25 protein-coding genes, 1 pseudogene and 1 riboswitch are annotated in these 25,118 nt (G+C 36.3%); of the genes and pseudogenes, 8 read left to right on the top strand and 18 right to left on the bottom strand.

Annotated elements, in window-relative coordinates; translation table 11 throughout:
• Positions 1-137: 137 nt before the first annotated feature.
• Together BFJ97_RS08400 and BFJ97_RS08395 are read right to left on the bottom strand one after the other, a co-directional pair.
• The gene (locus tag BFJ97_RS08400) at positions 138-662 is read right to left on the bottom strand and encodes a GNAT family N-acetyltransferase (RefSeq protein ID WP_068984198.1); all 525 of its coding nucleotides are present in this window, start codon (positions 660-662) and stop codon (positions 138-140) included.
• Between the two features lie 399 nt (positions 663-1,061).
• Positions 1,062-1,538 carry a DinB family protein gene (locus BFJ97_RS08395; RefSeq protein WP_068984474.1) on the bottom strand — a complete coding sequence of 159 codons (477 nt, stop codon included), beginning with the start codon at positions 1,536-1,538 and terminating at the stop codon, positions 1,062-1,064.
• A 275-nt stretch (positions 1,539-1,813) separates the two neighbouring features.
• Between BFJ97_RS08395 and BFJ97_RS08390 the strand changes: the two genes are divergently transcribed.
• Genes BFJ97_RS08390 through BFJ97_RS08380 form a run of 3 tightly spaced genes read left to right on the top strand, consistent with a single transcriptional unit; the run spans position 1,814 to position 4,399 of the window.
• Positions 1,814-2,809 (top strand): S66 family peptidase, encoded by a 996-nt coding sequence (locus BFJ97_RS08390; RefSeq protein ID WP_068984197.1) that lies wholly within the window; start codon positions 1,814-1,816, stop codon positions 2,807-2,809.
• 60 nt (positions 2,810-2,869) lie between these two features.
• Entirely contained in the window at positions 2,870-3,532 is a 663-nt protein-coding gene (locus BFJ97_RS08385; protein ID WP_068984196.1) for a hypothetical protein, read from the top strand.
• A gap of 60 nt (positions 3,533-3,592) precedes the next feature.
• Positions 3,593-4,399: a S1C family serine protease gene (locus tag BFJ97_RS08380; RefSeq protein WP_068984195.1), complete on the top strand. Its 807-nt coding sequence runs from the start codon at positions 3,593-3,595 to the stop codon at positions 4,397-4,399.
• Positions 4,400-4,464: 65 nt separating this feature from the next.
• Here BFJ97_RS08380 and BFJ97_RS08375 read toward each other — a convergent pair whose 3' ends face one another.
• The 3 genes from BFJ97_RS08375 to BFJ97_RS08365 all read right to left on the bottom strand — a co-directional run bounded on the left by BFJ97_RS08375 (position 4,465) and on the right by BFJ97_RS08365 (position 5,924).
• The gene (locus BFJ97_RS08375) at positions 4,465-4,953 is read right to left on the bottom strand and encodes a YkvA family protein (protein WP_139114400.1); all 489 of its coding nucleotides are present in this window, start codon (positions 4,951-4,953) and stop codon (positions 4,465-4,467) included.
• Positions 4,954-5,217: 264 nt separating this feature from the next.
• Entirely contained in the window at positions 5,218-5,418 is a 201-nt protein-coding gene (locus BFJ97_RS08370; protein ID WP_004230088.1) for a cold-shock protein, read from the bottom strand.
• Positions 5,419-5,642: 224 nt separating this feature from the next.
• Positions 5,643-5,924, bottom strand: a complete 282-nt coding sequence (locus tag BFJ97_RS08365) for a DUF1033 family protein (protein ID WP_068984193.1) — start codon at positions 5,922-5,924, stop codon at positions 5,643-5,645.
• A gap of 126 nt (positions 5,925-6,050) precedes the next feature.
• Here BFJ97_RS08365 and BFJ97_RS08360 point away from each other — a divergent pair, with 126 nt between their 5' ends.
• Positions 6,051-7,778 (top strand): globin-coupled sensor protein, encoded by a 1,728-nt coding sequence (locus BFJ97_RS08360; protein WP_068984192.1) that lies wholly within the window; start codon positions 6,051-6,053, stop codon positions 7,776-7,778.
• Positions 7,779-7,822: 44 nt separating this feature from the next.
• Positions 7,823-8,104, top strand: coding sequence for an acylphosphatase (locus BFJ97_RS08355; RefSeq protein WP_068984191.1), 282 nt, complete (start codon positions 7,823-7,825; stop codon positions 8,102-8,104).
• Between the two features lie 115 nt (positions 8,105-8,219).
• Here BFJ97_RS08355 and BFJ97_RS24630 read toward each other — a convergent pair whose 3' ends face one another.
• The 3 genes from BFJ97_RS24630 to BFJ97_RS08345 form a co-directional block, all read right to left on the bottom strand.
• Complete coding sequence (locus BFJ97_RS24630; protein ID WP_175401718.1) at positions 8,220-8,369, bottom strand: hypothetical protein; 150 nt, start codon at positions 8,367-8,369, stop codon at positions 8,220-8,222.
• 231 nt (positions 8,370-8,600) lie between these two features.
• Complete coding sequence (locus BFJ97_RS08350) at positions 8,601-9,335, bottom strand: hypothetical protein (RefSeq protein ID WP_068984190.1); 735 nt, start codon at positions 9,333-9,335, stop codon at positions 8,601-8,603.
• A 219-nt stretch (positions 9,336-9,554) separates the two neighbouring features.
• Positions 9,555-10,274, bottom strand: coding sequence for a hypothetical protein (locus tag BFJ97_RS08345; RefSeq protein WP_068984189.1), 720 nt, complete (start codon positions 10,272-10,274; stop codon positions 9,555-9,557).
• 101 nt (positions 10,275-10,375) lie between these two features.
• On the opposite strand from BFJ97_RS08345, the gene BFJ97_RS08340 reads away from it, so the two are divergent.
• Positions 10,376-11,086: a hypothetical protein gene (locus BFJ97_RS08340; protein ID WP_068984188.1), complete on the top strand. Its 711-nt coding sequence runs from the start codon at positions 10,376-10,378 to the stop codon at positions 11,084-11,086.
• 159 nt (positions 11,087-11,245) lie between these two features.
• On the opposite strand, the pseudogene BFJ97_RS25790 reads toward BFJ97_RS08340, so the two are convergent.
• Positions 11,246-11,323: pseudogene (locus tag BFJ97_RS25790) on the bottom strand (hypothetical protein); the annotation flags it as partial.
• A gap of 456 nt (positions 11,324-11,779) precedes the next feature.
• Positions 11,780-12,562: a hypothetical protein gene (locus tag BFJ97_RS08330; RefSeq protein ID WP_068984186.1), complete on the bottom strand. Its 783-nt coding sequence runs from the start codon at positions 12,560-12,562 to the stop codon at positions 11,780-11,782.
• 431 nt (positions 12,563-12,993) lie between these two features.
• Between BFJ97_RS08330 and BFJ97_RS08325 the strand changes: the two genes are divergently transcribed.
• Both BFJ97_RS08325 and BFJ97_RS08320 read left to right on the top strand, forming a co-directional pair.
• Positions 12,994-13,644 carry a 5-bromo-4-chloroindolyl phosphate hydrolysis family protein gene (locus tag BFJ97_RS08325; RefSeq protein WP_068984185.1) on the top strand — a complete coding sequence of 217 codons (651 nt, stop codon included), beginning with the start codon at positions 12,994-12,996 and terminating at the stop codon, positions 13,642-13,644.
• On the top strand, positions 13,641-14,705 hold the full coding sequence (locus tag BFJ97_RS08320) for a toxic anion resistance protein (protein WP_068984184.1): 1,065 nt from the start codon (positions 13,641-13,643) through the stop codon (positions 14,703-14,705). Before BFJ97_RS08325 ends, BFJ97_RS08320 begins: the two co-directional genes overlap by 4 nt.
• 199 nt (positions 14,706-14,904) lie before the next feature.
• Here BFJ97_RS08320 and BFJ97_RS08315 read toward each other — a convergent pair whose 3' ends face one another.
• The 8 genes from BFJ97_RS08315 to BFJ97_RS08280 form a co-directional block, all read right to left on the bottom strand.
• Positions 14,905-15,102, bottom strand: a complete 198-nt coding sequence (locus BFJ97_RS08315) for a DUF6501 family protein (protein ID WP_068984183.1) — start codon at positions 15,100-15,102, stop codon at positions 14,905-14,907.
• Positions 15,103-15,376: 274 nt separating this feature from the next.
• Positions 15,377-16,108, bottom strand: coding sequence for an amino acid ABC transporter ATP-binding protein (locus tag BFJ97_RS08310; RefSeq protein ID WP_068984182.1), 732 nt, complete (start codon positions 16,106-16,108; stop codon positions 15,377-15,379).
• 12 nt (positions 16,109-16,120) lie between these two features.
• On the bottom strand, positions 16,121-16,846 hold the full coding sequence (locus BFJ97_RS08305) for an amino acid ABC transporter permease (protein ID WP_068984181.1): 726 nt from the start codon (positions 16,844-16,846) through the stop codon (positions 16,121-16,123).
• 186 nt (positions 16,847-17,032) lie between these two features.
• The gene (locus BFJ97_RS08300) at positions 17,033-17,887 is read right to left on the bottom strand and encodes a transporter substrate-binding domain-containing protein (RefSeq protein ID WP_068984180.1); all 855 of its coding nucleotides are present in this window, start codon (positions 17,885-17,887) and stop codon (positions 17,033-17,035) included.
• Between the two features lie 117 nt (positions 17,888-18,004).
• A riboswitch (Lysine riboswitch) is annotated at positions 18,005-18,191 on the bottom strand.
• A 390-nt stretch (positions 18,192-18,581) separates the two neighbouring features.
• Positions 18,582-19,808, bottom strand: coding sequence for a 2-oxoglutarate dehydrogenase complex dihydrolipoyllysine-residue succinyltransferase (gene odhB / locus BFJ97_RS08295; protein ID WP_068984179.1), 1,227 nt, complete (start codon positions 19,806-19,808; stop codon positions 18,582-18,584).
• A 95-nt stretch (positions 19,809-19,903) separates the two neighbouring features.
• Positions 19,904-22,726: a 2-oxoglutarate dehydrogenase E1 component gene (locus BFJ97_RS08290; RefSeq protein WP_068984178.1), complete on the bottom strand. Its 2,823-nt coding sequence runs from the start codon at positions 22,724-22,726 to the stop codon at positions 19,904-19,906.
• Positions 22,727-22,958: 232 nt separating this feature from the next.
• A complete protein-coding gene (locus BFJ97_RS08285) occupies positions 22,959-24,344 on the bottom strand; it encodes a sensor histidine kinase (RefSeq protein WP_068984177.1) in 1,386 nt (461 codons plus the stop codon).
• Entirely contained in the window at positions 24,341-25,015 is a 675-nt protein-coding gene (locus tag BFJ97_RS08280) for a response regulator transcription factor (RefSeq protein ID WP_068984176.1), read from the bottom strand. Before BFJ97_RS08280 ends, BFJ97_RS08285 begins: the two co-directional genes overlap by 4 nt.
• Positions 25,016-25,118 lie beyond the last annotated feature (103 nt).

Raw genomic sequence — 25,118 nt, 5'->3', positions numbered from 1 at the left:
CGGAATATCTTATATTTGGAAACATAAGGTGTGATGTTTGAAGAACAAACCTGATTAGAAATTATATTCCCCAACATTTATAGGAGAATAAAAAAGGTTGATCATTTTGGTAGGCGAACAAGATGACAATTGCCCCTTTATTCTAGTTTTTCTAAGATCTTATCAATATCATTCCACACATACACATATTCTTCTAATACTTTTCCACCAATAGTAATTTGCATTGTTTTGACATATTCCGCTCCATAATATTCATAGAAATAACGTGTTTTATTTTCTGCCAATACTTCTACAAATATGGACTGATACCCTTTCTGTTTAAAATACATAAATAACTCTTTCAATAAAAGTTTTCCAATCCCTTTTCCTTGATATTCTTCTAGTAGATAAATGGACGTTAAATCGCTTGAACATGGTACGACATTCGATTCTCTAGTCGAGGCATCAGCAAAGCCAACTATTTCTCCAAATTCATTTTCTGCTACTAACATGTGATTATCTTTTTTTGTAATATTCCTTTTCGCTAGTTCTGTTCTCTGTTCATATGAAAGGTTATTTAAGAAATGATCCGGAATAATATCCTTATATGTCGTTCTCCAACTATCAACATGAACCTTTCCAATACCTTGTGCATCTTGAATTGTAGCTTCTCTAATGTTCACCTTCATCACCCCATTCATGTAATAAAAAACGTCTATCATCACCTAAGAGACGACAGACGTAACTGACGTGGTACCACTCGAAACGTATAACGAACATCAGCCGTTAAGACCTTATCCGTCCTACCACTCTAGAGCAAGTTTAGGAAATTTCTTTGTAATCTTGCACCATATGATTTCTCTATAATGAAGATAAAAATCCTTACTACTCTCATTCAATACGTTTCTTTTATTTCTAAATATTCTAAATAAATTACATATAAATGTCAATTTTTTCTTGTTCGTTGTTTGAGATAATAATATGAATGCTTCATTATGTAATAATTTGCTCAAAAATTATTATAAAATAAAAAATGTACACCACTAAAATTGAATTTAGTCATGTACATTTTCAAGCTGCATTTATTTATTTTGCATTTCCTTCGTTGGTCCCAATACGCCAGGTACTGGCAAGCCCGCTTGACGTAGAAGCACTGTCATCTGTCCGCGATGGTGTGTTTGATGATCGACTAGTACACGTAATAATGCACCTCTAGCTATTGGTCCAGTAAAGCCCTTTACTTCCTCTACTAAGTCTTCATTTGAAAGCTTTGCCGCTTCCTCTTTCACACTATTTGCTACTTTTTCGTAGGCAGCTACAATTTCAGTAGCTGTAGATGGAATTGGATCTTCTTGACGAGTCATTGGTACCTGTAAACCAGCTAAGTAACTGAAATAACCAGCAGCTCCAACTAAATGCCAGCCTAACCAGCCAAGAGTACTGTGACCTTCTACGATGCTTTGCTCTAGCTTGTCATCCGTTACAGCTTTTAATACTTGAATCGTACCTTGTGCTGCGGCTGACCATTCATTAATAAAATCATCTACTTGTCGATACATGTAAACGTCCCCCATTTTCATAAAAATTCTCCTCTATCATATTAAATAATAAACACGCTTACAAGTTTCAATCATCAAGTTTACATAATATAATTATGTTTATTTCTGTTATAACAATGCATTTCACTTACTTTTTACCTCTCTTTACTAAAGTTCAAGTCTACGATCATAAAATTGTAAAATCATGTATAATAGTTTTGTCTTATTAGCAATTATGCCTCTGTATAATTGCGTCCTTAATCGGCTGAAATAAGTTAAAAAGAAAGAGGTATCTTATGTTTTCCCCATTAACTAAAGGCGATATCATTGGTATTTATTCGCCTTCCAAACCAGCTACAGCTATTGCAAAGGCTCGCTATGAACGCGGTAAGGCGCGTCTGCAAGCGCTTGGCTTTACATTAAAAGAAGGTTCTTTAACTGGAAAAGAAGATTTTTATCGCTCCGGTACACCAAAGGAACGAGCAGAAGAGCTTAATGCCCTACTGCGTGATCCCCACATCAAAATGATTTTACCAACTATGGGTGGTACGAACGCCAATAGTATGCTACCTTATTTAGATTACGAAGCCTTTCAGCACAACCCCAAAATACTTGTTGGCTTGTCTGATGTAACTGCCATACTTCTAGCGATGTATGCAAAGACTGGACTTCCCGTCTTTTATGGACCTTCTGTAGCTTCTACCTTTGGTGAATTTCCACCTTTTGTCCATTATACTGAGCAATATTTTAAAGATTTATTTTTACGTTCATTATCGATTCCTTATAACATGCCAATTCCACCAATATGGACAGATGACCGAGTAAATTGGTTAGAAAAAACAACTGAAAAAACACAGCATCCTAACTCATGGATTACCGTCCAATCCGGTATAGCTGAAGGTCGTTTAATTGGTGGAAATATTAATACGATGTACGGCTTTATTGGCACACCCTATTTCCCTCAAATTAAAGAAGGAGATATTTTACTCCTAGAAGATACATCTAAAACCATTGCTGTTGTTGAGAAAAACTTTGCTATGTTAAAACTACACGGCATTTTTGACAAAGTTTCTGCAATTATTTTAGGAAAACATGAACAATATGATGATTTAGGCTCTGGCAGAAAGCCTTATGATGTGTTGCTAGAGCAGCTAGATGGACGTAGAATTCCTATTATCGCTGATGTCGATTGCTGCCATACACATCCCCTTCATGCCATGCCCATCGGCTTACGAGTTCGCCTCGATTCGACTAATAAACAGATTACCTTTCTAGAAAACTGGTTTTCATAACATTCGTATAACATATAGACTTCGCGTATAATGATAGAAAATAGCTGAAGGAGTTTGCATATGAGACTTAATATAATCGTACTTTCTCTTGCAGTATTACTCTTTGGTTGTAGTGAAGAAAATCGAACAGAGCATGAGGATCAGCCTAAACATAATGTGGTGGACAAAACACCTGAAGTCAAACAGCCTGTTGAACAAGAAGCTAACGAAAAAGCCGAACTCGCATCCTTTTTCCCACCTGATGGTTCAACAGCCTTTTTTCAAGGAGAAGGGAATGAATTTGCTAGTTTCACACTTCAAACAACTTACATCGGTGCAAATCATATCGCACAAGTGGAAGATAACGGCGGTGTCACACTTTTAAAAGTGTACCGGATTACGGATCGAGCGATTGAGCTTGTCTATAAAGAAGCTGTAGACGCTAAACCCACTCTCCCTACAGCACAAGAAGCTGCTTCCTTTCCAGTACTCGAAACAATTTTGCAAAAACCTTTAACAGTAGGAAATAACTTTAATGGTTGGACAATTCAATCGACAACGGCTTCTATCACTACTGCAACAACTGTCTATCATAATGTTATTCAGCTAACACATTCCGAAGATACACTAACAACAACGAAATATTTTGTAAAAAACATTGGCCTTATCCGTACAGAAGATATGATGGTGACATCTAACAAAGAACAGTTTGTCATAACGTCAACCTTACAAAAAATTGAATAATAGTCACACTACAGGCGTCCTGCTTGGGCGTCTTTCATTTTGGATAAGGAGGTAGTTTTTATGAATGATATACATAAATCAGCAGCTGAAGATGAATTGACAGAAGAAGAATTCATTGAGTTAGTCCTTTCTGAACAGCAAAAGGCGTTAGCAGAAGAGCATGAACAGCGGCAGCAAAATAAAAAGCCCAAAAAGCAAAAGCCTATTGTAAGATGGATTGTTTGGAGCATGGCATTTGTGTTATTTTTGAATACATTCGCACTGATCTTTCAAATTTACTCTATTCCAGCGATTGAATTTATCAAAGTATCAACACGGCTATCAGCACAAGAAAATATCAAACTATATAAGAAGGCTGTAGTAGAAGTATCGACTGGTTCTAGTAAAGGCACTGGCTTTGCTATTTCGCCAGATGGTCTGATCGTAACGAATGCTCATGTTGTAGAAGATGCCGATACTTTATCTGTCATTTTTCCTGAGGAAGGTTTAATGAAAGCTGAGTTACTGCAAAGCTATCCAGATGTTGATTTAGCGTTATTACAAGTATCTGGCGACAATTTCCCCTTCCTTTCCCTTGCCGAAAACCCTAGCTATAACGAGCATGAGCATGTATATTTTATCGGTAATCCGCTAGCCTTTACGGGTATAGCGAATGAAGGTAAACTACTTGAACCGACATACCTTAACGATTGGCAGGAGCCCGTAATGATGATGAAGGCCCCTGTTTATCGAGGGAACAGTGGGAGTCCTGTCATAAATGCTGATGGAGAGGTGATTGGAATCGTCTTTGCCACGATGGAAAAGGAGCCATACGGTCGTGTAGGCTTATTTGTTCCTATTGAAGTGTTACAGCGTAAACTACAATAAAACGTTTAAAGCTACTTGTCCTTTATTTATATAGGACAAGTAGCTTTTTAGTTTACATAATAAAATTATTTTAGACCTTTACTTTCTTCTTTTATAAAAAGTCCTAAAACTGATTTTACAGGGATTTTATTCGTAACCTCATCACTTATTCCGGCGATTTTTTGCAGGACATGAAGGAGATTGTCGTCACCTGTCCAGTTTTTTTCAATCACTTCGGGTCCTAATTTATTGATGATGGTATTAACAATAAAGGTTGCTATGACAAGATCATCTAAGTATCCTCCAAAACCTATTAAGCCTTCCGGTATAAAATCCACTGGCATGATAAAATAGGCTATAGAAGCACCTATTAAGGCACGATTTTTCTTATCGATTTTAGAATCTGTAAGTGTTTTTACTAATAAGTGAAATAAATCTGGAACAAACATTAAATATTGTGCAAACTTACTTTTCTTTCCGGATTTTGATGCAAGAAAGGATACTAATTTAGCACGTAATTTATAATAAAAATCTTGTTGCTCCTGCTCACTCGGTATTTGTGGCGATGTATTCAATGTAATCTTCCTCCTTTACTTCATTCATTTTACATCAAATGTTGCGGTATAGCACAATTCGAAGCCTCCTTAAACGTTGCTGTGTACATTCTTCCCACTATCCACACCTTTTATTTCTAGCTTCCCAAACGCAAGGTGGCTACGACTTTATACTTGTAACCAAAAAAATTTCCACTCCTTTAATGTTTGAAAGAATGCAAAAAAAGGCATCCTATTTACATAGGATGCCTTTAAATTAACGAAAGTAATTTTAATTACTGAGAATTAAAGTTTAGTTACGTTAGCAGCTTGTGGTCCGCGGTTGCCATCTACAACTTCGAATTCCACTTTTTGACCTTCGTCAAGAGTTTTGAAACCTTCGCCTTGGATAGCTGAGAAGTGTACGAATACGTCGTTTTCACCTTCAACTTCGATGAATCCAAAACCTTTTTCTGAGTTAAACCATTTTACTGTACCTTGTTTCATTTAAGAAAACCTCCAAAAAATAAAAGTGAACAATATGTAATTTCTTCAGCGATTGAAAAAAATTCACATATTACAAAGAGTACCGAACTAACGCGATCACTTTTTGTAATATGTGAATTCATGTATCCGGTGAAGCAATTAAATTGTTAACCTAAGTATAACCATCATTCATAATTTTGTCAAATAAAGAAAATTGTTTTTTTAATTAATTTCAAAATTTTATTTCAATTCCCAGATTTCGTTGCAATAATACCATGATATATTTGTACATCATCATCACAGGCTTCGCAAAAAACACTTTCTTCCTCTGACCAAAAAGCCCAAAATCCCCCATCTTTAGTTGCCTCATTGTCATACGTTAATCGGAAATGTTGCAACTTTCTTTGTAATGCCAATTCAAATTGCTCTACCGTTTCAAACGTTTCATTTGTTTGGATAAAAGTCTCCCAGCCTTCGAATTTCCACCAAGGCTCATAATCAGCTTTCATGTAAATAATTGTATACATATTTGCCACATTCCCTGCTGTAATAAGATATTTTCATTTTAGCAAAGACATCTGAAATGTCTATTAAAACCCCCTGAAATATGCTATTATTGCCTTATTATTCATTATTTTTAGGAGGTATTTTTTATGTTTTCAAGTATTCGACCGAAAGCCGAGCTTGAGGAATTATTAAAGCGTGGTACAAATTTACATGCAACAGGCCGTTTCAATAAAACACTTGCATTTAACCATTTTAATTCTCAAGATGAGGAAAATTTAAAAACTCTCTACAATAAGTTAAAAGACATCACACCTTCTATGAATGCTATTTTTCATAATTATTTGAGTGAAATTTCCCCAACCTCTCAGCTAACGATTAGTGAAGAATATATTAACCGATACTTAACGCAATTTTTCTTAGGTACTCGCGATGATGAATATGTGGATGAAACCGTTAAATTTTTCAACTTATTCCGAAAAAATCAATACGAGCCTGGTAAACTAATTGTCGTATTCAATCAATTCGCATTTTATATTACTACATACATATTACATAATTTCGGTTTAAAACCTTATAAAGCCTTTGAATATATGAAATCTTTTCAATCAGCTGTCAATGTCGATCAGGAATTACTGGTTGAAGTATTAACGGAAAGAATTATTGAAAATGTAGTTGCTGAGGTTTCTTCTTTAATGGATGTCAACGCTAAAATCATGTATATGAAAGATTTAGTATTTAGCTTAGATAAACAAAATGAAGAAATCCAATCCTCTACCGCAGCAACTGAAGAAATTGCCGCTTCTATTAATGAAGTTGCTCGAATGTCTTCTCGTATTTCAGAGAAAACAACTGAGTCTGTTGATCACGCTGTACAAGGAAAAAATGCCATTGAGCATGCCCTATCTGAAATCTTTAAAACAGAAGAGACATTCACAAGAATTGTTGAATCCTTTTCAGAATTGCAAAAACGGGTTAATGATATAGAACATGTCGTAACGTTAATCAACCAAATTGCTGATCAAACGAATTTACTTGCTTTGAACGCTTCTATTGAGGCTGCCCGTGCGGGTGAACATGGCAAAGGTTTTGCTGTAGTTGCACAGGAAGTTCGCAAACTTGCTGAGGGAACTGTATCAGCACTCAGCGAGGTCACTACAAATGTTCATCATTTAAAAAGTTATTCAAATGATGTATCCAACTCCATTACGGGAACGACAGAGATTATTAAAGAAGCAACAGTTGAAGCGAAAGAGTCGTTACCATTATTAAATGCAATTGTTAGTGCGATTGAAGATATTAATCTGGATGTCACAAATACAGCTGCAATTTCTCAAGAACAAGCAGCTGCAATAGATGAAGTTTCAGCAAGAATGATTGAAATTTCTAGTCTTCAGGATGATATTCGTGAGTATAGTCATAACACTTCTAGCGATATTCACTTATTAGGAAAAGAAATTAATCGTTTCCGCAATGATATTATTGCCAATAATAATGTTCAGCTATCATCTATTGCGCTTTTACAATTATCAAAAGCAGATCATATTTTATGGAAATGGCGAATTTATAATATGTTCCTTGGTCTCGAAAACGTAGAGTCACGTGATGTTTCTTCTCATAAAGAATGTCGTCTAGGTAAATGGTATTTATCTCCACGCTCTGTAGAACGATTTGGACACTTACAAGACTATCGTGAATTAGACGCCTATCATATACGTGTTCATGAATCTGCAAAATTAGCGGCGGAGGCTCACAAAGTTGGTCAAATTCAACAGGCTGAAATTCATTTAAAAGAAGTAGACCAAGCTTCTAAGCAGGTACTTTACTTTATCAATAATCTAATTTTATATTTAGAAAAAGAACGTGTTATGCACTAAGTACAGGGCGAACTCTTTCCCCTTAACGTAAAGGAGGTTTTAGCGTGAACAAGCGAGCGCTAATTAGATTTTTCGGAGATGTTTATGGGACTGGCTACCGTTTTTTTATTAAACAAAAGGCGATTGAACTGGGGTTAAAAGGTTATTGCAAACTAAACAATGATGAACAAATAGAAGTTGAAGTTGAAGGTGCACAAAAAGCGATTGACGAATTCCTAGTGTTTGTTCAAAAAGGAGTTAGCCCTCAAGCCGATTCTAATTCATTTACGTTAGAGCTATATGATGATTTAAAAGGTTATGTACGTATGGAGTCAGACATTGTTTAGTCTGGCTCCTCCTTTTTTGTATTGGAGCAATACCAAGGTTTTATCAAGCTTTTTGGCTATATTCATTATTGTATGAATACGGTTTGTATAAAATGACTTTGCTGGGGGCAAGTTTTTACCAATACGGTTTTCTAAATCTCTCATTGTCCAATAGACTTTCGATCAATCTATCTTGTTGTAATTCTTCAAGTTCAACTTTTTTGATTAAAACCATATCTTCTGGTATTGGTATTGAAAGGGTTACATTTAATTGTTGTTTATTCATCTAAATCTCCTTATAAAGATATAAAAAGCGACACTATTTCATCTATAGTAGCTATCGCTTACATCTTATCTTAACAACTAAAAGGCCACCCATCACGGAGTGGTCTTTTCATCTAAACCTAAGACATCGACAAACATCCTATCTGTAGGTCAACAAACCATAAAAAATAGCCCCCTATCAAATAAATTAGAGAGCTAAATAATTCATAATCTATCACATCTTCAACTAGCTTTAGTAGATTGGCTTTAAAATACCTACTGGAAGCCAAGTACATTGTTCATCATTAGCTTCTAAGTCTTCCTTTACACATAAATACGCATTAATGGAATCACTCACTGAATAAACCATACTTCCTTTCGGCATCGCTTTTTCCGTTTTAGAACCTACTAATGGATAAGTTTTCGCTTCAGAGTCTTCCGTTACTTCATAACGTACACCGGCTTTTCTAAATTTTGTATCGGCTACTTTCATATCTGAACCAGGATAATGCTTTTCGCACTTTAACCCATTTCCTGTATCCCTGCAATAACTCAACATTTGATCACCATTCATATCCGTGATGGAAGTATCACGCCATTCCGTAAAGAGTTTGCCATATTCGCCGCTATTACGGTTGATATTAATATACGTTACATTTGGATAGAAAGATGCGCGAATTTTCATCGGTATTTCTTTAAAAACTACTAGATTTGTTGCTTGTACACGATATGGCCCCATTTGATAAAATGTTTTGCCATCATATTTTTCAATTTCATACGTTTTAAAATAATTATTGCGTTTCACCACTAATGAATCAAATGTACCATCCTCATTTTTCTTATAAATCTTAATATCTTTTGTAAAAGTCATTTTCCCCGTTTGGTCTTTAAATACTTCTGCTCCATCATACCTGACAGCCTCTGATTTTGTTGGATTTATTACCGCAAATACAAATGCTGCTAGTAACACAATAAATATTTTTTTCATTATTCTCCTCCTACTCAATTTTAAAAACATAATATCTTAGTATTATATACTAGTAATCTACTATTCTACCAATGGATGTTAAAAACCCTACAAAAGTATAGTGTTTTTCCATAACATTATTTTACCCATCTACCATTCTACCCAATTCTCTAAATTACATGGTCTATTATCTATTGATTGTGGAAGACTATCCATTTATAGAAATGTACTGGACGTTCTCTATGCGCTTTGTCCTCCACATTTTTCACCAATACCTTTAATTAAACCATTGATAACATCTCGTCCAATTTGAACCATACTATCAACACTAAATACCTTTTTAGCTGCTTCCCAACTTTTTTTAACTGTGGTTTCGACTTCACTCATCCACTTCTTGACTCCAGTGAACATTTCGTTAAAGCTTTTAATAGTTGATTCGGCGGTTTCGCGAACGGATCTACCTACATCTTCTTTGAGCATTCTCCATTTAGTTTTAACTTCACCAGTTTCCCAGTTAACCTGTTCAACATGTTCTCCAGCTTGTTTCTTAGCTTCTGATACTACATTCTTATGCATATCTTGAGCGTTCTTAACAGCATCGTCCCTAGTTTTCTCAGCATCGTTCTTCAGCTTTTGATATTGTTCCTCAGAAATGATACCAAGCTCGTCACGTTGCATTTGAAGATTCATAACTGTTTCGTTGTATTGCTTTTCGGCGACACTCACTGAATCCTTACGTTGCTTCTCTGAGTTCTTAACAACCTCAGCCGCTTGAGTAGCTGTGATAGCAGATGAATCAGTTTTCAAACGTTCTAATATTAACTTTTGTTCACGTTCAGATTCCGATAAATGCTTAACCGCATTCTCCTTCATCTGAGCGTTAATCAAATCAATTTGAGCTGCTTCATCTTTAGTAATACCTCGCTTCTTATTAGCCGCTGTTTGCCATATATCTCTCATATAGTTCCTTGATCCATCATAAAATAGAAAAAATTTGAATTTAAAAGATAAAATGCAAAGAGGTTTTTGTGGATAATAATATGAAAAACGGGGTGATTTAAATGAAATTTATACAAAAATTAAGTGTGATCGGACTGTCAGTATGTCTATTGAGTATCGTTTTTTCATCTGCTAGCGTGGCAACAACATTCGTTACAGAAGAGTACCTGAATTCAGTAAATAATAAAAACAAAAATGAAGTTCATAATTACAAAAACGACTCCGCCAAAATATTAGCACAAGAAACAAAAACGGTGCTGATTAAAACAGAAAGAGAAGATAAATCATTATTAGAGCAAAAAACAAAAGAATTTGAAGAAAAAATGAAAATGGAACAAATAGCCTTTATTGAGGAGGGATTGAAAAAAGCAACAACACTGCAAGATGTAGAAAAAGTAAAAAGTGAGGCAGCTAACTTATTAAAAAAAGAAAAAGAATTGTTTAAAAAAGAAAGTGAAAAATATGTAAAAAAAGTGATTGATACAGAAAAAGTGAACTTAGCAATGATTTCAAGTTCATATAAAACGCTTATAGATGACTTTTTCACCTTTAACAAACACAGATTCTATTACTATGATGTAAATAAAAATGAATTTCTTCCAGATGATAAAGTAAAGACCATAGAAGAGGTAAAAGAATTTGAAAAAAACCACAAAGAAGATACTATTATAAAAGATAATCCAATCAACACCTTAATTCTGTTCATTCTCCTTGGATCATTATGTATCATTCCTCTTTTCATAAGCAAACGGCAGAATGAGGCTTGGTCATAAGTATATTTTCAAAGTAAAATAAAAAAATTCACAACAGAAAAGCGCGAGAAATCAACGTTTCTAAAATTGATTTCTCGCGCTTTTTAAGGTTTTGACCAGTTATGTCCTGGCCTCTTTTTTAATTACCTTTCTTCATTTTATTGGACGTTTATTTTTTGCTCAATACATTTTCCAAATCTGAGAAATTAACACGCCATGTAAATGATCGGATTCATGTTGAATCACTCTCGTATTAAAACCTTAAAGTCACAATTTTTTCGCCTTGCCGTTGATTCCTTGGTAGATAATCTCTAAACTGTAAAACCGCTCTACCATAAAATCTTGGTCTGGAATACTTAAACACCCTTCCATTTTTTCTTTATCAAATGGAATGATTCAAGGGTGCAACTTTACCACAAATGCTCGTTTGCTAATACCGATTTGTGGTAACGCAAACCCTGCTGAACGAATAAATGCAGTCGATTAACCATAATTCTTTAATGGTCTATACACCCATAATAGTGCGAGTTGATGTCTTTTTTAATGTGGAAACGCTTGAAAACTATACTTTCCTTTCCACTGTAAAAAACACTTCCTTTTACATACATTCCCTTATGGACAGCCCCTTCTACAGGACTAAGTTGCCCTTGTATATCCACTATTAGCTCAGAACGCAAGCATGTTTTCTCTTTTTAAGGTTTGAGTCCTAGTTCCTTACTCGCCATTCACTGGCTTCAGTAGATTTACTGGAATGTAATTAAAATAATACTTATTGAGACCCACCTCAACATAACCATTGATCTCAATCCCTGATAATTGGAATATAGTTCCCTTCAACATTTTTGTATAACTAGGTGCCCCTTTCATTGGAGCACTTAAAAGTTCTGTATCTTCAGTTAATACATAGGAACCTTTGTTTATCTTTTCGAAAATACGAACATCAGTGCTATAAATAATAGTGGTATTAATTACAGGCTCTCCTTCAATATCTCCAGCACAATAATGGTAATTTAATTTGCCTTTCTCTATAGAAACTAAGCTTGATTTTGGACCAGTACAAACCTCTTCTCGTTTTCCGACTATTAAAGGTTGACCATATGCGATGTCTTGATATTGGACAGGAATTTTCACGCCCTGATGATTAATCATGACGTAGACTGGATTTTGATAGAAAGATGAACGAATATCGATTGGTACTTCTTTGAAAACCACTAAATCTGTTGCTTGTACTCGATATTGCCCCATCTGGTAGAATGTTTTGCCATCGTATTTTTCAATATCATACGTTTTAAAGAAGTTATTTCTTTTAACCACTAAAGAATCAAACGAACCATCTGGATTTTTCTTATATACCTTGATGTCTTTTTTAAAGGTCATTTTTCCTGTTTGCCCTTTTACAACTTCCGCTCCATCATACATCACTTTCGCTTCTGATTTTGTTGGACTTACTACCGCAAATACAAATGCTGCTAGTAACACAATAAATAATTTCTTCATTATTCTCCCCCTCGTACATAATTAATTAGTATTATATACCACAAATATAATATTATGTTTTTTTATCAAAAGTTTTGGATGACATTTGTTAAGAAATATGCCTTGTATATAAGTTGGTCATCGTTCCGACTGGCTGACCTCCTGGGGATCAGCGATAGAGGAACGGCTCATCGGACGCCCCTAGAAAAGCGCTCCATCGGAACGGAATTCAATCACACGTTTGGTGATGAGCCACTATTCTACCAAGACTTCTATTTCGTTTGCCCCAATTCTCTATTATAAAGCAACGGATTTCCTCGTTTTTATGTATTATCATTGAGAAACTTTACAATTAGCAGTAAAATTTATGTAAGGGTTTTATTTTATTGAAACTTTATGTCGATTATTTCGTATAAGAATATAGACATATTTAAATGCTAGGAGGAAGAAACATGCTCAGTGTCGGACAGTTTTTCTCTAGACATACCGCTAGCGTCTTTATTTCGCTATCAACTGTTTCTATCGCAGCAATTGCCGCAGATCCAGGATTCTTCCTTGGTGGTTTATTGTTTGCTGGTACTTATGCGCCAAGTACAGCGTTGTTGAAACATAGACAGAAAAAGAAAGTCAGACAAATTGCAGGTATAACAAAAGAAGAATACAAACTAATTGAAACACAACTTAAAGCAGCCAATAAAAACATACAAACATTAAGCCAAAACTACTTACGTGTACGTTCTGTTTCGGCATTTAAACAATTAATCGAAATGACACGTATTTCAAAAAACATCGTGAAAATTGTGAAGGCAGATCCACGAAAATTTTATAATGTTGAACAATTTTTTTATGCTCACCTACCTTCTGCTGTCGAATTAACGGAAAAATATACGATGTTATCGAAGCAACCAGTGAAAGATAAGGAAATTCAAATAACATTATCAAAAACACGAGAAACACTGACAGATTTAAATGATACGATTCAAATCGATTTAAAGGATGCGCTTTCTAATGATATCGACCATCTTCAAATGGAAATCGAATTTGCAAATCGTTCTAATAGTAGACGAAAAGAACAATTGGAGTGGCGAGGCGATGATAAGTGACAGCAAATGATCACGCATTTCAACTAAATACAATACAAGGTCTTTCTCCCCTTGTACAATCTTATTTAGAAACTACAAATAATGAGGCGATGGCGACGTATGAAACGCTGTCGCCTCTTGCACAAAGTCGTGCACTTCTATATGCTAGTCAAATCGACCTAACAAAATTCGAATCAGTGCTATCTTTAGGGCAAGATTCACAGCGAGCTCTTTCTCAATTTGCTGATCGAATGCTTGTACAAGTAAAACAAAAGGACGTTACAAAAATTGGCCAAATGTTAGATTCATTAATGCAAACGTTAGACCGCGTAGATCCTAACGCGTTAGAGCCAAGAAAGCAGTCTTTTTTTAAAAAAATATTTGGTAAAACTGAGCGTCCTATTAAGCAAACATTAACGGAATTTGAACGTATTAGTATCCAAGTAGAGCGAATTGGGGTTCAGCTCGAACGTGCTCAGCTTCAAATGATTAAAGATGTAGAAATGCTTGAAGAACTTTATTCTCATAATAGAGGATTTTTTGAAGAGTTAGCGACTGCTATTGCGGCTGGGCAAATGAAGAAGCAACAAGCAATCGAAGTGGAGCTTCCTGCAAAGGTGACTAGTGTCCAGGCATCCAATCAACCACTTGCGATTCAACAGCTTAATGACTTTGCCGCTCAAATCGAACGACTCGATCAGCGCATTTATGATTTACAAGTGTCGCAGCAGGTGGCTTTACAAACGGCACCACAAATACGGATGATTCAGCAATCAAACCAAACGCTAGCAGAAAAAATAGAATTTTCAATTGTTACCCTCATTCCGCTTTGGAAAAATCAATTGGCGATGATGTTATCCATGAATATGGACCAACACTATGCCCAGCTAGAGGAGCGGTTATCTCGCACGAATGACCGTTTTGCAAGCCCTTCTTTCGAACAGCAAGTATCGAAATTCAAAGAAACACAGCATGAGCTTCAAACAGCTATCCAAGACGTCTTTGCCCTACATACAGCTACAGAACAGGAAAAACAGCATTTACAGGATGTAGCAGAATTAAAGGGCTATAAGAGGGACTGATTCTTTTTTCCAACGAATAAGGGTGGCTCAGAAATCATCTGAACCACCCTCTTATTTTCATTCAAACCTATTGAATGAAAATTAAGCCTCCGGCGGATGCCACGGATTTTAAAAGGAATGAATAAAAGGATGTTAGCCTAAAACCCTCGCATCCTGCTAAAATCTGGACGCCATTACGCCAAGGAGAAATTGATTTTTATTATTCAAAATAATCTTTATAGTAGCCACCGATATTACCAGTGTTATCGATAATAAAAACGAATTCTTCTGTTTCATTTTTTACATCATATTGTTTCCCTACTGTTAATACGTTTGATACTAAATATTTTGATGCATTTGTATGCTTACATGTAACTGCGCGTAGTGTTGGTGCATCTTTCCATTTTAAATGTAACATAATCTCTCTACCTTTCTTTACTAGCATGAAGCTAATGTCTAATGCTTATTTTATAATATTTTTGTTCTTTTGTGGAGAAAAAAACCATAGAAGTCCGTTTTTTCATCCAATTATATAATTAAATCTTAACTTCGAGGTGTTATTATGAGCTTTGGTGGTGTACCGCAATGGTTTTTTATCATTGCCGTAGCATTTGCAATTTGCTTTGTTTTATATGCAGAGTGGAATTCTAGAAAATAAGTGAGCCCATTCATCTGGACTCACTTTTTTGAAATTATTTTAGTGTACGTTTTAAAAACTCTTTTGTACGTTCATGTTGAGGGTTTATTAATACCTGTGATGGTGGACCCTCTTCTACAATAACACCTTTATCCATAAATACAACACGATCAGCTACTTCTTTAGCAAATTCCATTTCATGTGTAACAATTAACATCGTATTGCCACCATCCGCTAGCTGGCGCATAACCTTCAACACTTCCCCAACCATCTCTGGATCTAATGCAGACGTAGGTTCATCAAATAGCATCACATCAGGGTTCATGGACAATGCGCGAGCAATCGCTACTCGCTGTTTTTGCCCACCAGATAGCTGACGAGGCTTTGCATTGACATATTGATCCATGCCAACGATGTGCAAATATTTTAAAGCAATTTTCTCGGCCTCTGCCTTTGAACGCTTTAATACTTTCACTTGTCCAACCGTACAATTATTTAACACATTATGATTATTGAATAAGTTAAATTGCTGGAATACCATCCCTAAATGTGTACGGTATTCTTGGATATTATGCTTTTCGTCTAAAATATTTTCACCTTTATAAATAATTTGACCACCACTAGGCATTTCAAGTAGATTAATGCAGCGCAGTAGTGTTGATTTACCTGATCCTGAAGAACCGATTAAACAGACAACCTCACCCTTTTCTACTTGAAAATTGACGTCCTTTAACACTTGGTTACGCCCAAATGATTTACTTAAATGCTCTATTTTAATAACGGCCATTTGTTCGTCCCCCTATATTGCTTCTTTCTGTTCTTTTTGATAAGCATCTGGTCCATCAAGTCGTCTTTCTACATATAATAAAATCCTTGATGCTGTAAATGTCATGATGAAGTACATGACACAAGCTACGAAGAATGATTCAAAATAGCGGAAGTTATTACCTGCAATCGATTTTGTTTGGAAGAATAATTCCGTAACTCCAATCACATTTAATACTGCTGTATCTTTAATATTCATAATTAATTGATTACCTGTTGCAGGCAATACATTTCTCGCAACTTGTGGTAAGACTACATTTAGCATGATTTGAAAATGATTCATACCGATTGCTGAAGCAGCCTCATACTGTCCTTTATCAATCGATACAATACCACCACGTACAATTTCCGCCATATAAGCCCCAGTATTCAAAGAAACGACTAAAATACCTGCTGTAATAAAGTGCATATCAATACCAAATGCCATATCTAATCCGAAAAATACAACCATTGCTTGTACAATCATTGGTGTACCACGGAAGAATTCAACATAGCATGTTAGTATAAAATTAATGATCTTTAAGCTATAGTATTTTACACCCTTTTTACGAACCTTAATAGTATGCATAATTCCGATGAAAAATCCGATAAGTGCACCAATAATTGTACTAATAATCGAAATAAGTAATGTATAATACGCACCTCGTAAAAACATTTGCCAGTTGTTCTCAACAATTGAAATAATCCATTCAAGACTCATGATGTGCCTCCTTACAACGTCGTGTTGTTTGCTTGTTTTTTTGCCTTAGCTATTTCATTGCAACTTACTTTTTCTTATTATTTTATGATTCTATTAGCTAGGACATTATCATTATTTAAAGAGGTACTCATTGAATAATGATGAAAAGATATTGCACGGACTAAGCAAGTAGTCCGTGCAGTCTTATTATTGTGCTGCTGGTTGTTGATGAATTGCTTCTTCCATTATTTTTTGACGATCATCTTCAGAAATACCTTTTAGAATTTCATTGATTTTTTCTAGATTTGCATCACCTTTACGTAACCCTACTGCGATAGAAGTGTTTGAGATATCTGCATCAAACCCTTCTTCAAACTTTACATATGTGAACTTATCATTTGCTGCAGCAGCGGAAATTCCTTCTGGACGTTCTGCTACATAGCCATCAATTTTTTCAGCTTCTAAGGCTACACGCATAGCTGGGAAGTTATCCATTGCAGTTTGTTTTTGAACGTCTTTGATCTGATCTATTACATCGTAGTTAGATGTGTTTAATTGTGATGTGATTTTAGCTCCTGAAAAATCTTGGATTGATTTTGCTTTTTCATACTTACTACCTTTTTTAATAACCATAACAAAATCAGATGTATAGTAATTTTCAGTGAAATCAATTGTTTTCTTACGCTCATCAGTAGGTGACATCCCCGCAACAATGGCATCAATTTTATTTGATTGTAGTGCAGGTACTAAACCATCCCACTCCATTTTCACAATGACCAATTCTTTGCCTAAGCCTTCAGCAATTTTTTTCGCCATTTGCACATCGTAGCCGCCCGCATATTCAGCATTATCGGCGATTTTTACTGCACCATTTGCATCATCTTGTTGCGTCCAGTTAAATGGAGCATAACCTGCTTCCATCCCAACACGGAATTCACCTCCGCCATCTTTATCTGCACCAGCATCACCTGTTGCTTCATCCTTTTTGTCGCCAGAACCACATGCTGCCAACATAATTGCAGTCATTACCGTTAACATTAATAACAACCATTTTCTTTTCATGAAAAACTCCCCTTTTCTGTAAAAAAATAAGGCAACTGTACAAAAAAAGACCTAAGAATTGAACTTAGGTCTTACTTTAATTAACAGTTGCCCAAATCCTCACTATAATTTCCATGTATCCGAGATAGCACAACCTAGTAAATCTGGAAAATAATTCACTAGGACAGTCCTGCACTTATTCACTGCAGACCCAGCATAAAAGTACGAGCTCCTTTTATACTTCGGCGGTAGTTCCTTCTCCATTGCGTCTTCGCTTGCTTATACTCAACAATGAACTAATAAATACCGCGCCTCTACCTCACCGTAGAACAAATGTGAGGTTTGTTTATTTAATTGATACTAAGATACTACAATAAAAGTAAGATATTCGTCAAGATAATTTTATCATTTTTCTGATTTTTTACAATATTAGGGTATTAATCTTCTTATACCCATTGCCTATTTTTGAAAAATTGAAAATCATTATTGTATTTTTTGGTACAACATTTAACATTTATTACCAAACTCGCGTTCCGTCGCTTCGGGATCCTATCCGTCACTTCGACTATTCTTTCCGTCGTTTCGATTGCTTTATCCGTCACTTCGACTATTCTTTCCGTTGCTCTAGCTTTTTATCCATCGTTCCCTTCAATGTTCAACAAAAAGAAAAAACCCTGCGAAACAAAGTTCGCAGGGTTTAAATATGATTTTGGTATTAAGAATTTAATAATAAATCTTCTGGGTTTTCAAGTAATTCTTTTACAGTTTTAAGGAAACCTACAGAATCTTTACCATCGATAATACGGTGGTCATAAGAAAGTGCTAAGTACATCATTGGGCGAATTTCTACTTCACCATTCACTTCAACTGGACGTTTTTTGATTGTGTGCATACCTAGGATACCAGCTTGTGTACCATTCATGATAGGTGTAGACATTAATGAACCGAATACCCCACCGTTTGTAATTGTGAATGAGCCACCTGAAAGATCTGCTAAACCTAATTTTTTGTCACGTGCTTTTTTCGCTAGGTCTGCAATTGAATCTTCAATTTCAGCGAAGTTTTTGCGGTCAGCGTCACGTACAACTGGTACTACTAAACCTTCTTCTGTTGATACAGCTACACCGATATCAAAGAAGTTGTTTAAGTGAATTTCGTCACCAACGATTTGCGCGTTCACATATGGATATTTTTTAAGTGCAGCAACTACTGCTTTAGTGAAGAATGACATGAAACCAAGTTTAGAGCCAGTTGACTCGAAGAATTGGTCTTTTTTACGAGAACGTAATGCCATAACGTTTGTCATATCTACTTCGTTAAATGTTGTTAACATTGCAGTAGATTGTTTTACTTCAAGTAAGCGTTTTGCAATTGTTTGGCGACGACGGCTCATTTTTTCAACTGTCACACGTGATTCATCTACAGCTGCAACTGCTTTAGGTGCTGCTGGAGCTGCTTGTGGTGCTGCTACTGGAGCTGTACCATGAGCTGCAACGTCTTGTACACGTACACGTCCTTGTGGATCTACTGGAGATACAGCAGCAAGGTCAATACCTTTTTCACGAGCAAGTTTACGTGCTGCTGGAGATGCGATTACACGCTCTCCAGAAGTTTCTACAACAACTGGAGCTGCTGCAACAGGAGCTGGAGCTGGAGCTGGTGTTGCTTCAACTGGAGCCGCTGCAACAGGAGCTGGAGCTGCACCTTCGCCAGCTTCTACAACTGCGATTACTTGACCTACAAGTACTGTATCGCCTTCTTCAGCTAAAATTTGAGTTAATACACCCGCTTCTTCAGAAATGATTTCAGCGTTTACTTTATCTGTTTCAAGTTCAACGATGAATTCACCTTTTTCAACGCGATCGCCCACTTTTTTTACCCACTGTGCGATACTACCTTCTGTAATCGATTCTGCTAATTCAGGGACTTTAATTTCAGCCACTTTCATTTCCTCCTTTGATTAACGTGCATTATGTGCACATAAAAGGGCTACTGCCTAAGCAAGTAGCCCGGCTTTTAAAATTATTATGTGATTGATTATTTAACTTTTACAGGCTCAGCAACTGCTTCTTCTACAAGTGCGGCTTGAGCTGCTTTATGAGAATCTGCATCACCTTCAGAAGTAGAGCTCATTGCAGGACGACCTACATAACGTAACTTTTTACCTTCAGAAAGGTCATATAATGTTTCTAATGCATAATTCCAAGTACCTTGGTTTTTAGGTTCTTCTTGTACCCAAACAACTTCTTTTACGTTAGGATACTTAGCAATAATACCAGCAACTTGCTCTTTTGGGAATGGGTAAAGTTGTTCTACACGTACAATGTGTAAGTGATCGAAGCCTTCACCGTCTTTAATACGGTCTGCGATGTCGATCATTACTTTACCTGTTCCTAATACAACGCGCTCAACAGCTTCTGGTTTTGAACCTAGACCAGGTTGCTCAATTACTTCTTGGAATGAGCCATTTGCTAATTGATCAGCATTTGCAGCAGCTAATGGGTGACGAAGTAGGAATTTAGGTGATACCACTACAAGCGGACGAACACCTTCTGTTCCTAATAATGCTGCTTGACGACGTAATAAGTGGTAGTAGTTGCCTGCATTTGAACAGTTTGCAACGAACCAGTTATTTTCAGCTGACATTTGTAAATAACGTTCCATACGGCTAGATGAGTGTTCTGGCCCTTGACCTTCATAACCATGCGGTAAAAGCATTACTAAACCAGATTTTTGACCCCATTTAGCACGTGCACCTGAAATAAAGTTATCGAACATTACTTGTGCCATGTTTGCAAAGTCACCGAATTGAGCTTCCCAAACTGATAATACATGGTCATTTTCTAAATTATAACCATATTCAAAGCCTACTACCCCTGCTTCTGTCAGTGGAGAGTTGTGCACTGTAAATGAAGCATTTGCACCTGAAATATGGTGAAGTGGCGTGAATAAGTTACCATTGTTTTTGTCATGTAACACTAAGTGGCGTTGAGAGAACGTACCACGTTGTGCATCTTGACCTGTAAAACGTACTGGTGTGCCATCTTGGATAATTGTTGCATAAGCTAAAGTTTCTGCATGACCCCAGTCGATTTTTGCAGAAGCAAATGCATCACGGCGTTTTTCTAAAATTTTGCCAAGTTTTTTCTGTGGTTCGAAGTTTTCTTCAAACACTAAAAGCTCTTCATTAATTTTTTCTAAACGTTCCGCACCAACTGCTGTGTCAATTTGTGGGAATTCCACTTTTAATTCTTCTGGCATTTCTAGATGTTTGTGCTCATCTTTAGCTGCCATTTCTTTTACGTGGTCATAAGCTGCTTGCATTTCTGCATAGATAGCTGTATCTAAAGCTGCTACATCAGCAGCAGAAACAACACCTTCAGCTGCTAATTGTGCACCATATAAAGCACGAACTGGTTCATGTTTAGCAACTAATTTGTATGTTTCCGGGTTTGTAACAGTTGGATCATCCGTTTCATTGTGACCGTGACGGCGATAACCAATTAGGTCTACGACGATATCCTTACCGAATTTTTGACGGTAGTTAGCTGCGAAACGACCTACTAAAGCAACTGACTCAGGGCTATCTGCATTTACGTGCACAACTGGCACTTCGTAACCTTTTGCAGGGTCAGAAGAGTAAACAGATGAGCGAGAGTCTTGTAGTTCAGTTGTAAATCCAATCATGTTGTTAGCAATGATGTGAATTGTACCACCAGTCGTGAACCCTTCTGTTTTTGCAAAGTTTAATACTTCTGTTACGATCCCTTGACCTGGGAATGCAGCGTCACCATGTACAAGAATACCTAATCCTTTTGTGCGGTTATGAATCGCTTGCCCTGGCTTAGAAGTATCATCTTGTGCTCCACGAGTAGTACCTAAAACAACTGGATTTCCTACTTCTAAGTGAGATGGGTTGTAAGCAAGTTTAACATTCATACCAGATTCACGGTTGTAAGAAGCACCCATGTGGTATTTTACATCACCTGTCCAGCCTTTAGTTATTTCAAGGCGACCATCTTCTGGTAAAAATAATTCATTAGACACGTGTGCAAAGTCAGAGAACATCATGTCGTATGGTTTATTTAAAATATGTGTTAACACATTTAAACGACCACGGTGAGCCATTCCAATACGTACTTTTTCTACGTTATATGCTTCAGATGTTTTTAAAATTTCATCGAATAGAACGATTTGAGTATCTAAACCTTCACCAGAGAAACGCTTTTGACCTACAAAAGTTTTGTGGATAAACTTCTCGAAGTTTTCAACACGAGTTAAACGGTCTAATAATGCTTTTTTCTCATCAGAAGCTAATGTTTGTTTAAATGAACCTGATTCAATTTGTGCTTGAATCCAATCACGTTCTTCTGTTGCTACTACGTGATTATATTCAAATGCTACTTTTTCTGTATAAACAGATTTTAAGTAATCGATTGCATCCTTACCATTTTTCACGTTTGCTGGCACATCTTTGAAGAAGACAGCTGCAGGAATTTCAGCTAAATCTGCAGCGCTTAAGTTGAACGCGCTTTCTTCAATTTGAGCTGTTTGTAGTTCACGGTTTTTCAGAGGGTAAATATCTGCCGCTAAATGGCCGTGTGTACGAATTGCATCTGCTAGTTTCACAGCTGCTAACACTTTTTTGTAATCGCCAGCAGGAGCTGCTGCATTACTAGCTACAGCTACTTCACCTTCAACTACTACTGGTGCACCAAATTGTTGGAATAATAATACTAACTCCGGTTCTACTTCTTCAGGAGACTGTAAGAATAAGTCGTATTGCTCCATCACATATCCTAGGTTAGGACCAGAGAAAGCTGACCATGGAGAACTTACAGTTGTAACGTTGTTCGACATGAAAAATGACCTCCAAATTTTGCCTTTCGGCAGTTCCATTAATTAAATTGCAATTAATTATATAATATTTTTCTGTTCTTTAAAAGGATGTTTAACACAACTTATCCATTATTTAAAGAACGTTTTTTCCATCTCAATCTTACTACTCTTCACAAAAAATACAACTCTTTTTATCAAATTAAGCAAATTTTTTCGCAAAGGCTAAAATAATTAAATAAAGTGTGGATTTTTCTTAATATTTTAGCGGGAATTTTAAGAAGAAAACGGTTCCAACGTTTTTCTCACTCTTGACTTCTACAGTACCATTATATTTTTCAAGCAACATTTTGGTAATACTAAGTCCTAAGCCCGTACCGCCTATTTGACGATTTCTAGCCTCATCAACTCGATAAAAGCGATCGAAAATGAAAGGAATGTTTTCTTCCGCTATCCCAATTCCATTATCTTCTATTTTTAACAATGCTTCCTTATCAGAAGCGGATAGTGAAATTTGAATCTCCGGAATTATTTCACAATAACGAATTGCGTTTTCTATTATATTACGAACAATTTGACTCAGTGCATTTTCCGTAATGAATAAATGACCTATTTCTTCGTTTTTCGACAGCGTTATTCGAGCTTCTGGGTGAAGATATTGTATCTCTTCTATTACCCCTGTAATAACCGTTACTGCGTCAGCCTCACTCGTGTCATCTTTTTCTTCACGACGTGCAAGCTCCAATAGTTCTTCAATCATTTTACGCATCCGTGCAATTTCTGTTAGGGAAGTATCAATAGATTCTTCCAAAATTTCTGGATCATCCTTCCCCCATCTTTTCAATAGAGAGAGATGTCCTTCGATTGCCTGAATTGGCGTACGTAGCTCATGAGAAGCATCTGCGACAAATTGCTGTTGTTTTGTAAATGAAATTTGCAGTTCATCCATCATTGCATTGTACATCTTCAATAAATCACCAATCTCATCATGTGAAGTGTACGTTAATTGAATGGGCTCATTAAATCCCTTATCCATAACAGTTTTCATGGATGAACGTAACGCATGTAATGGTTGCATTAAATAGTTAGCAAGATAATAACCTATCGAGGCTGATAACAACAATGCTCCTAAACCTGCTATAAGCATCGCCGTTAATAAATAGTGCATCAATGATTGGAACCCTGTCAGTGGATGAATAATTTGAATATAGCCTTGAAAGAAACCTAGCTGAATTGGTACATTTATGACAAAGGCATCCTCATTATCAATCGTCACTTCCATAATTTCTTGCATTGAGGTAATGGGTGCAGCCTGTGAAGCATTATTAATACGTAAAATCTCTACACCATCTAAATTGAACACTCTAACAGTTTGATCACGATCGACAATGGAATTTAATAACCCTGTGTTTTGTTGAATTTGCTGAATTGTAAGATTGGGTCCTTGTGACTCTAAAAAAGACACCAAATCATCGCTTGTCCGTTTGATTTTACTTTCCTCGTCATGTAATAGCCATGTATGGAGCGAAATATAAACGACAATACAAATAATCGTATAGCTAAAAAATATTACAGCACTCGATGTTAGCATCCATTTTCTTTGTAAGGGTTGATGAACTAAATAATCTCTCAATCTTTTCATTCACGCATCACGTACCCAACCCCACGAACGGTTTCTATATAGGCATTCATATCTCCCGGTAGTTTTGTTCGTAAATGTCGGATATATACATCTACAACATTTGTCTCTATATCCGTATCATACCCCCAAACAGAGGTTAAAATGAGCTCTCGTGTACAAACTTTATTTTTATGCTCGATTAATAGTTTAAGTAAATCGTATTCCGTTTTCGTCAAATCAAGCTTAGTCCCCTGCACGGATACTTCATAGGCCGCTATATCGATTTCGATATCACGAAAACATAATGATTCTGCACTTTTTTCATCAGGTGTTACCCGACGTAAAATAGTCCGAATTCTTGCTAGTAGTTCTTCAATCGCAAATGGTTTTACTATGTAGTCATCTGCACCGGCATCTAAGCCCGCTACACGATCCATCACAGCATCTCGTGCCGTTAACAATATAATTGGTACCTTTGATTGCGTACGTATTCGGCGACAAATCTCAATACCATTTATCCCCGGAAGCATAACATCTAATAACAGAACATCAAAATTTTCAGATGACGCCAGTGCAAGTCCTTCACGTCCATCAAAAGCGACCAATACTTCATAGCCCTCATGCTTTAATTCGAGCTCCACAAAGCGCGCGATATGCTTCTCATCTTCCACTAAAAGTATCTTTTTAGGCATTCCATCACCTTCTTTTCTAAAAATAACGATAAGGATTTCCTCCTTAGCACTGTTATAGCATAACATCAAACAAAAAGTCTGTACCACAAGCAATTACTTGTTT

The organism is Lysinibacillus xylanilyticus, from assembly GCF_001708185.1.
Taxonomy (GTDB): Bacteria; Bacillota; Bacilli; order Bacillales_A; family Planococcaceae; genus Lysinibacillus; species Lysinibacillus xylanilyticus_A.
This window is presented reverse-complemented; position numbering and strand designations above follow the sequence as displayed.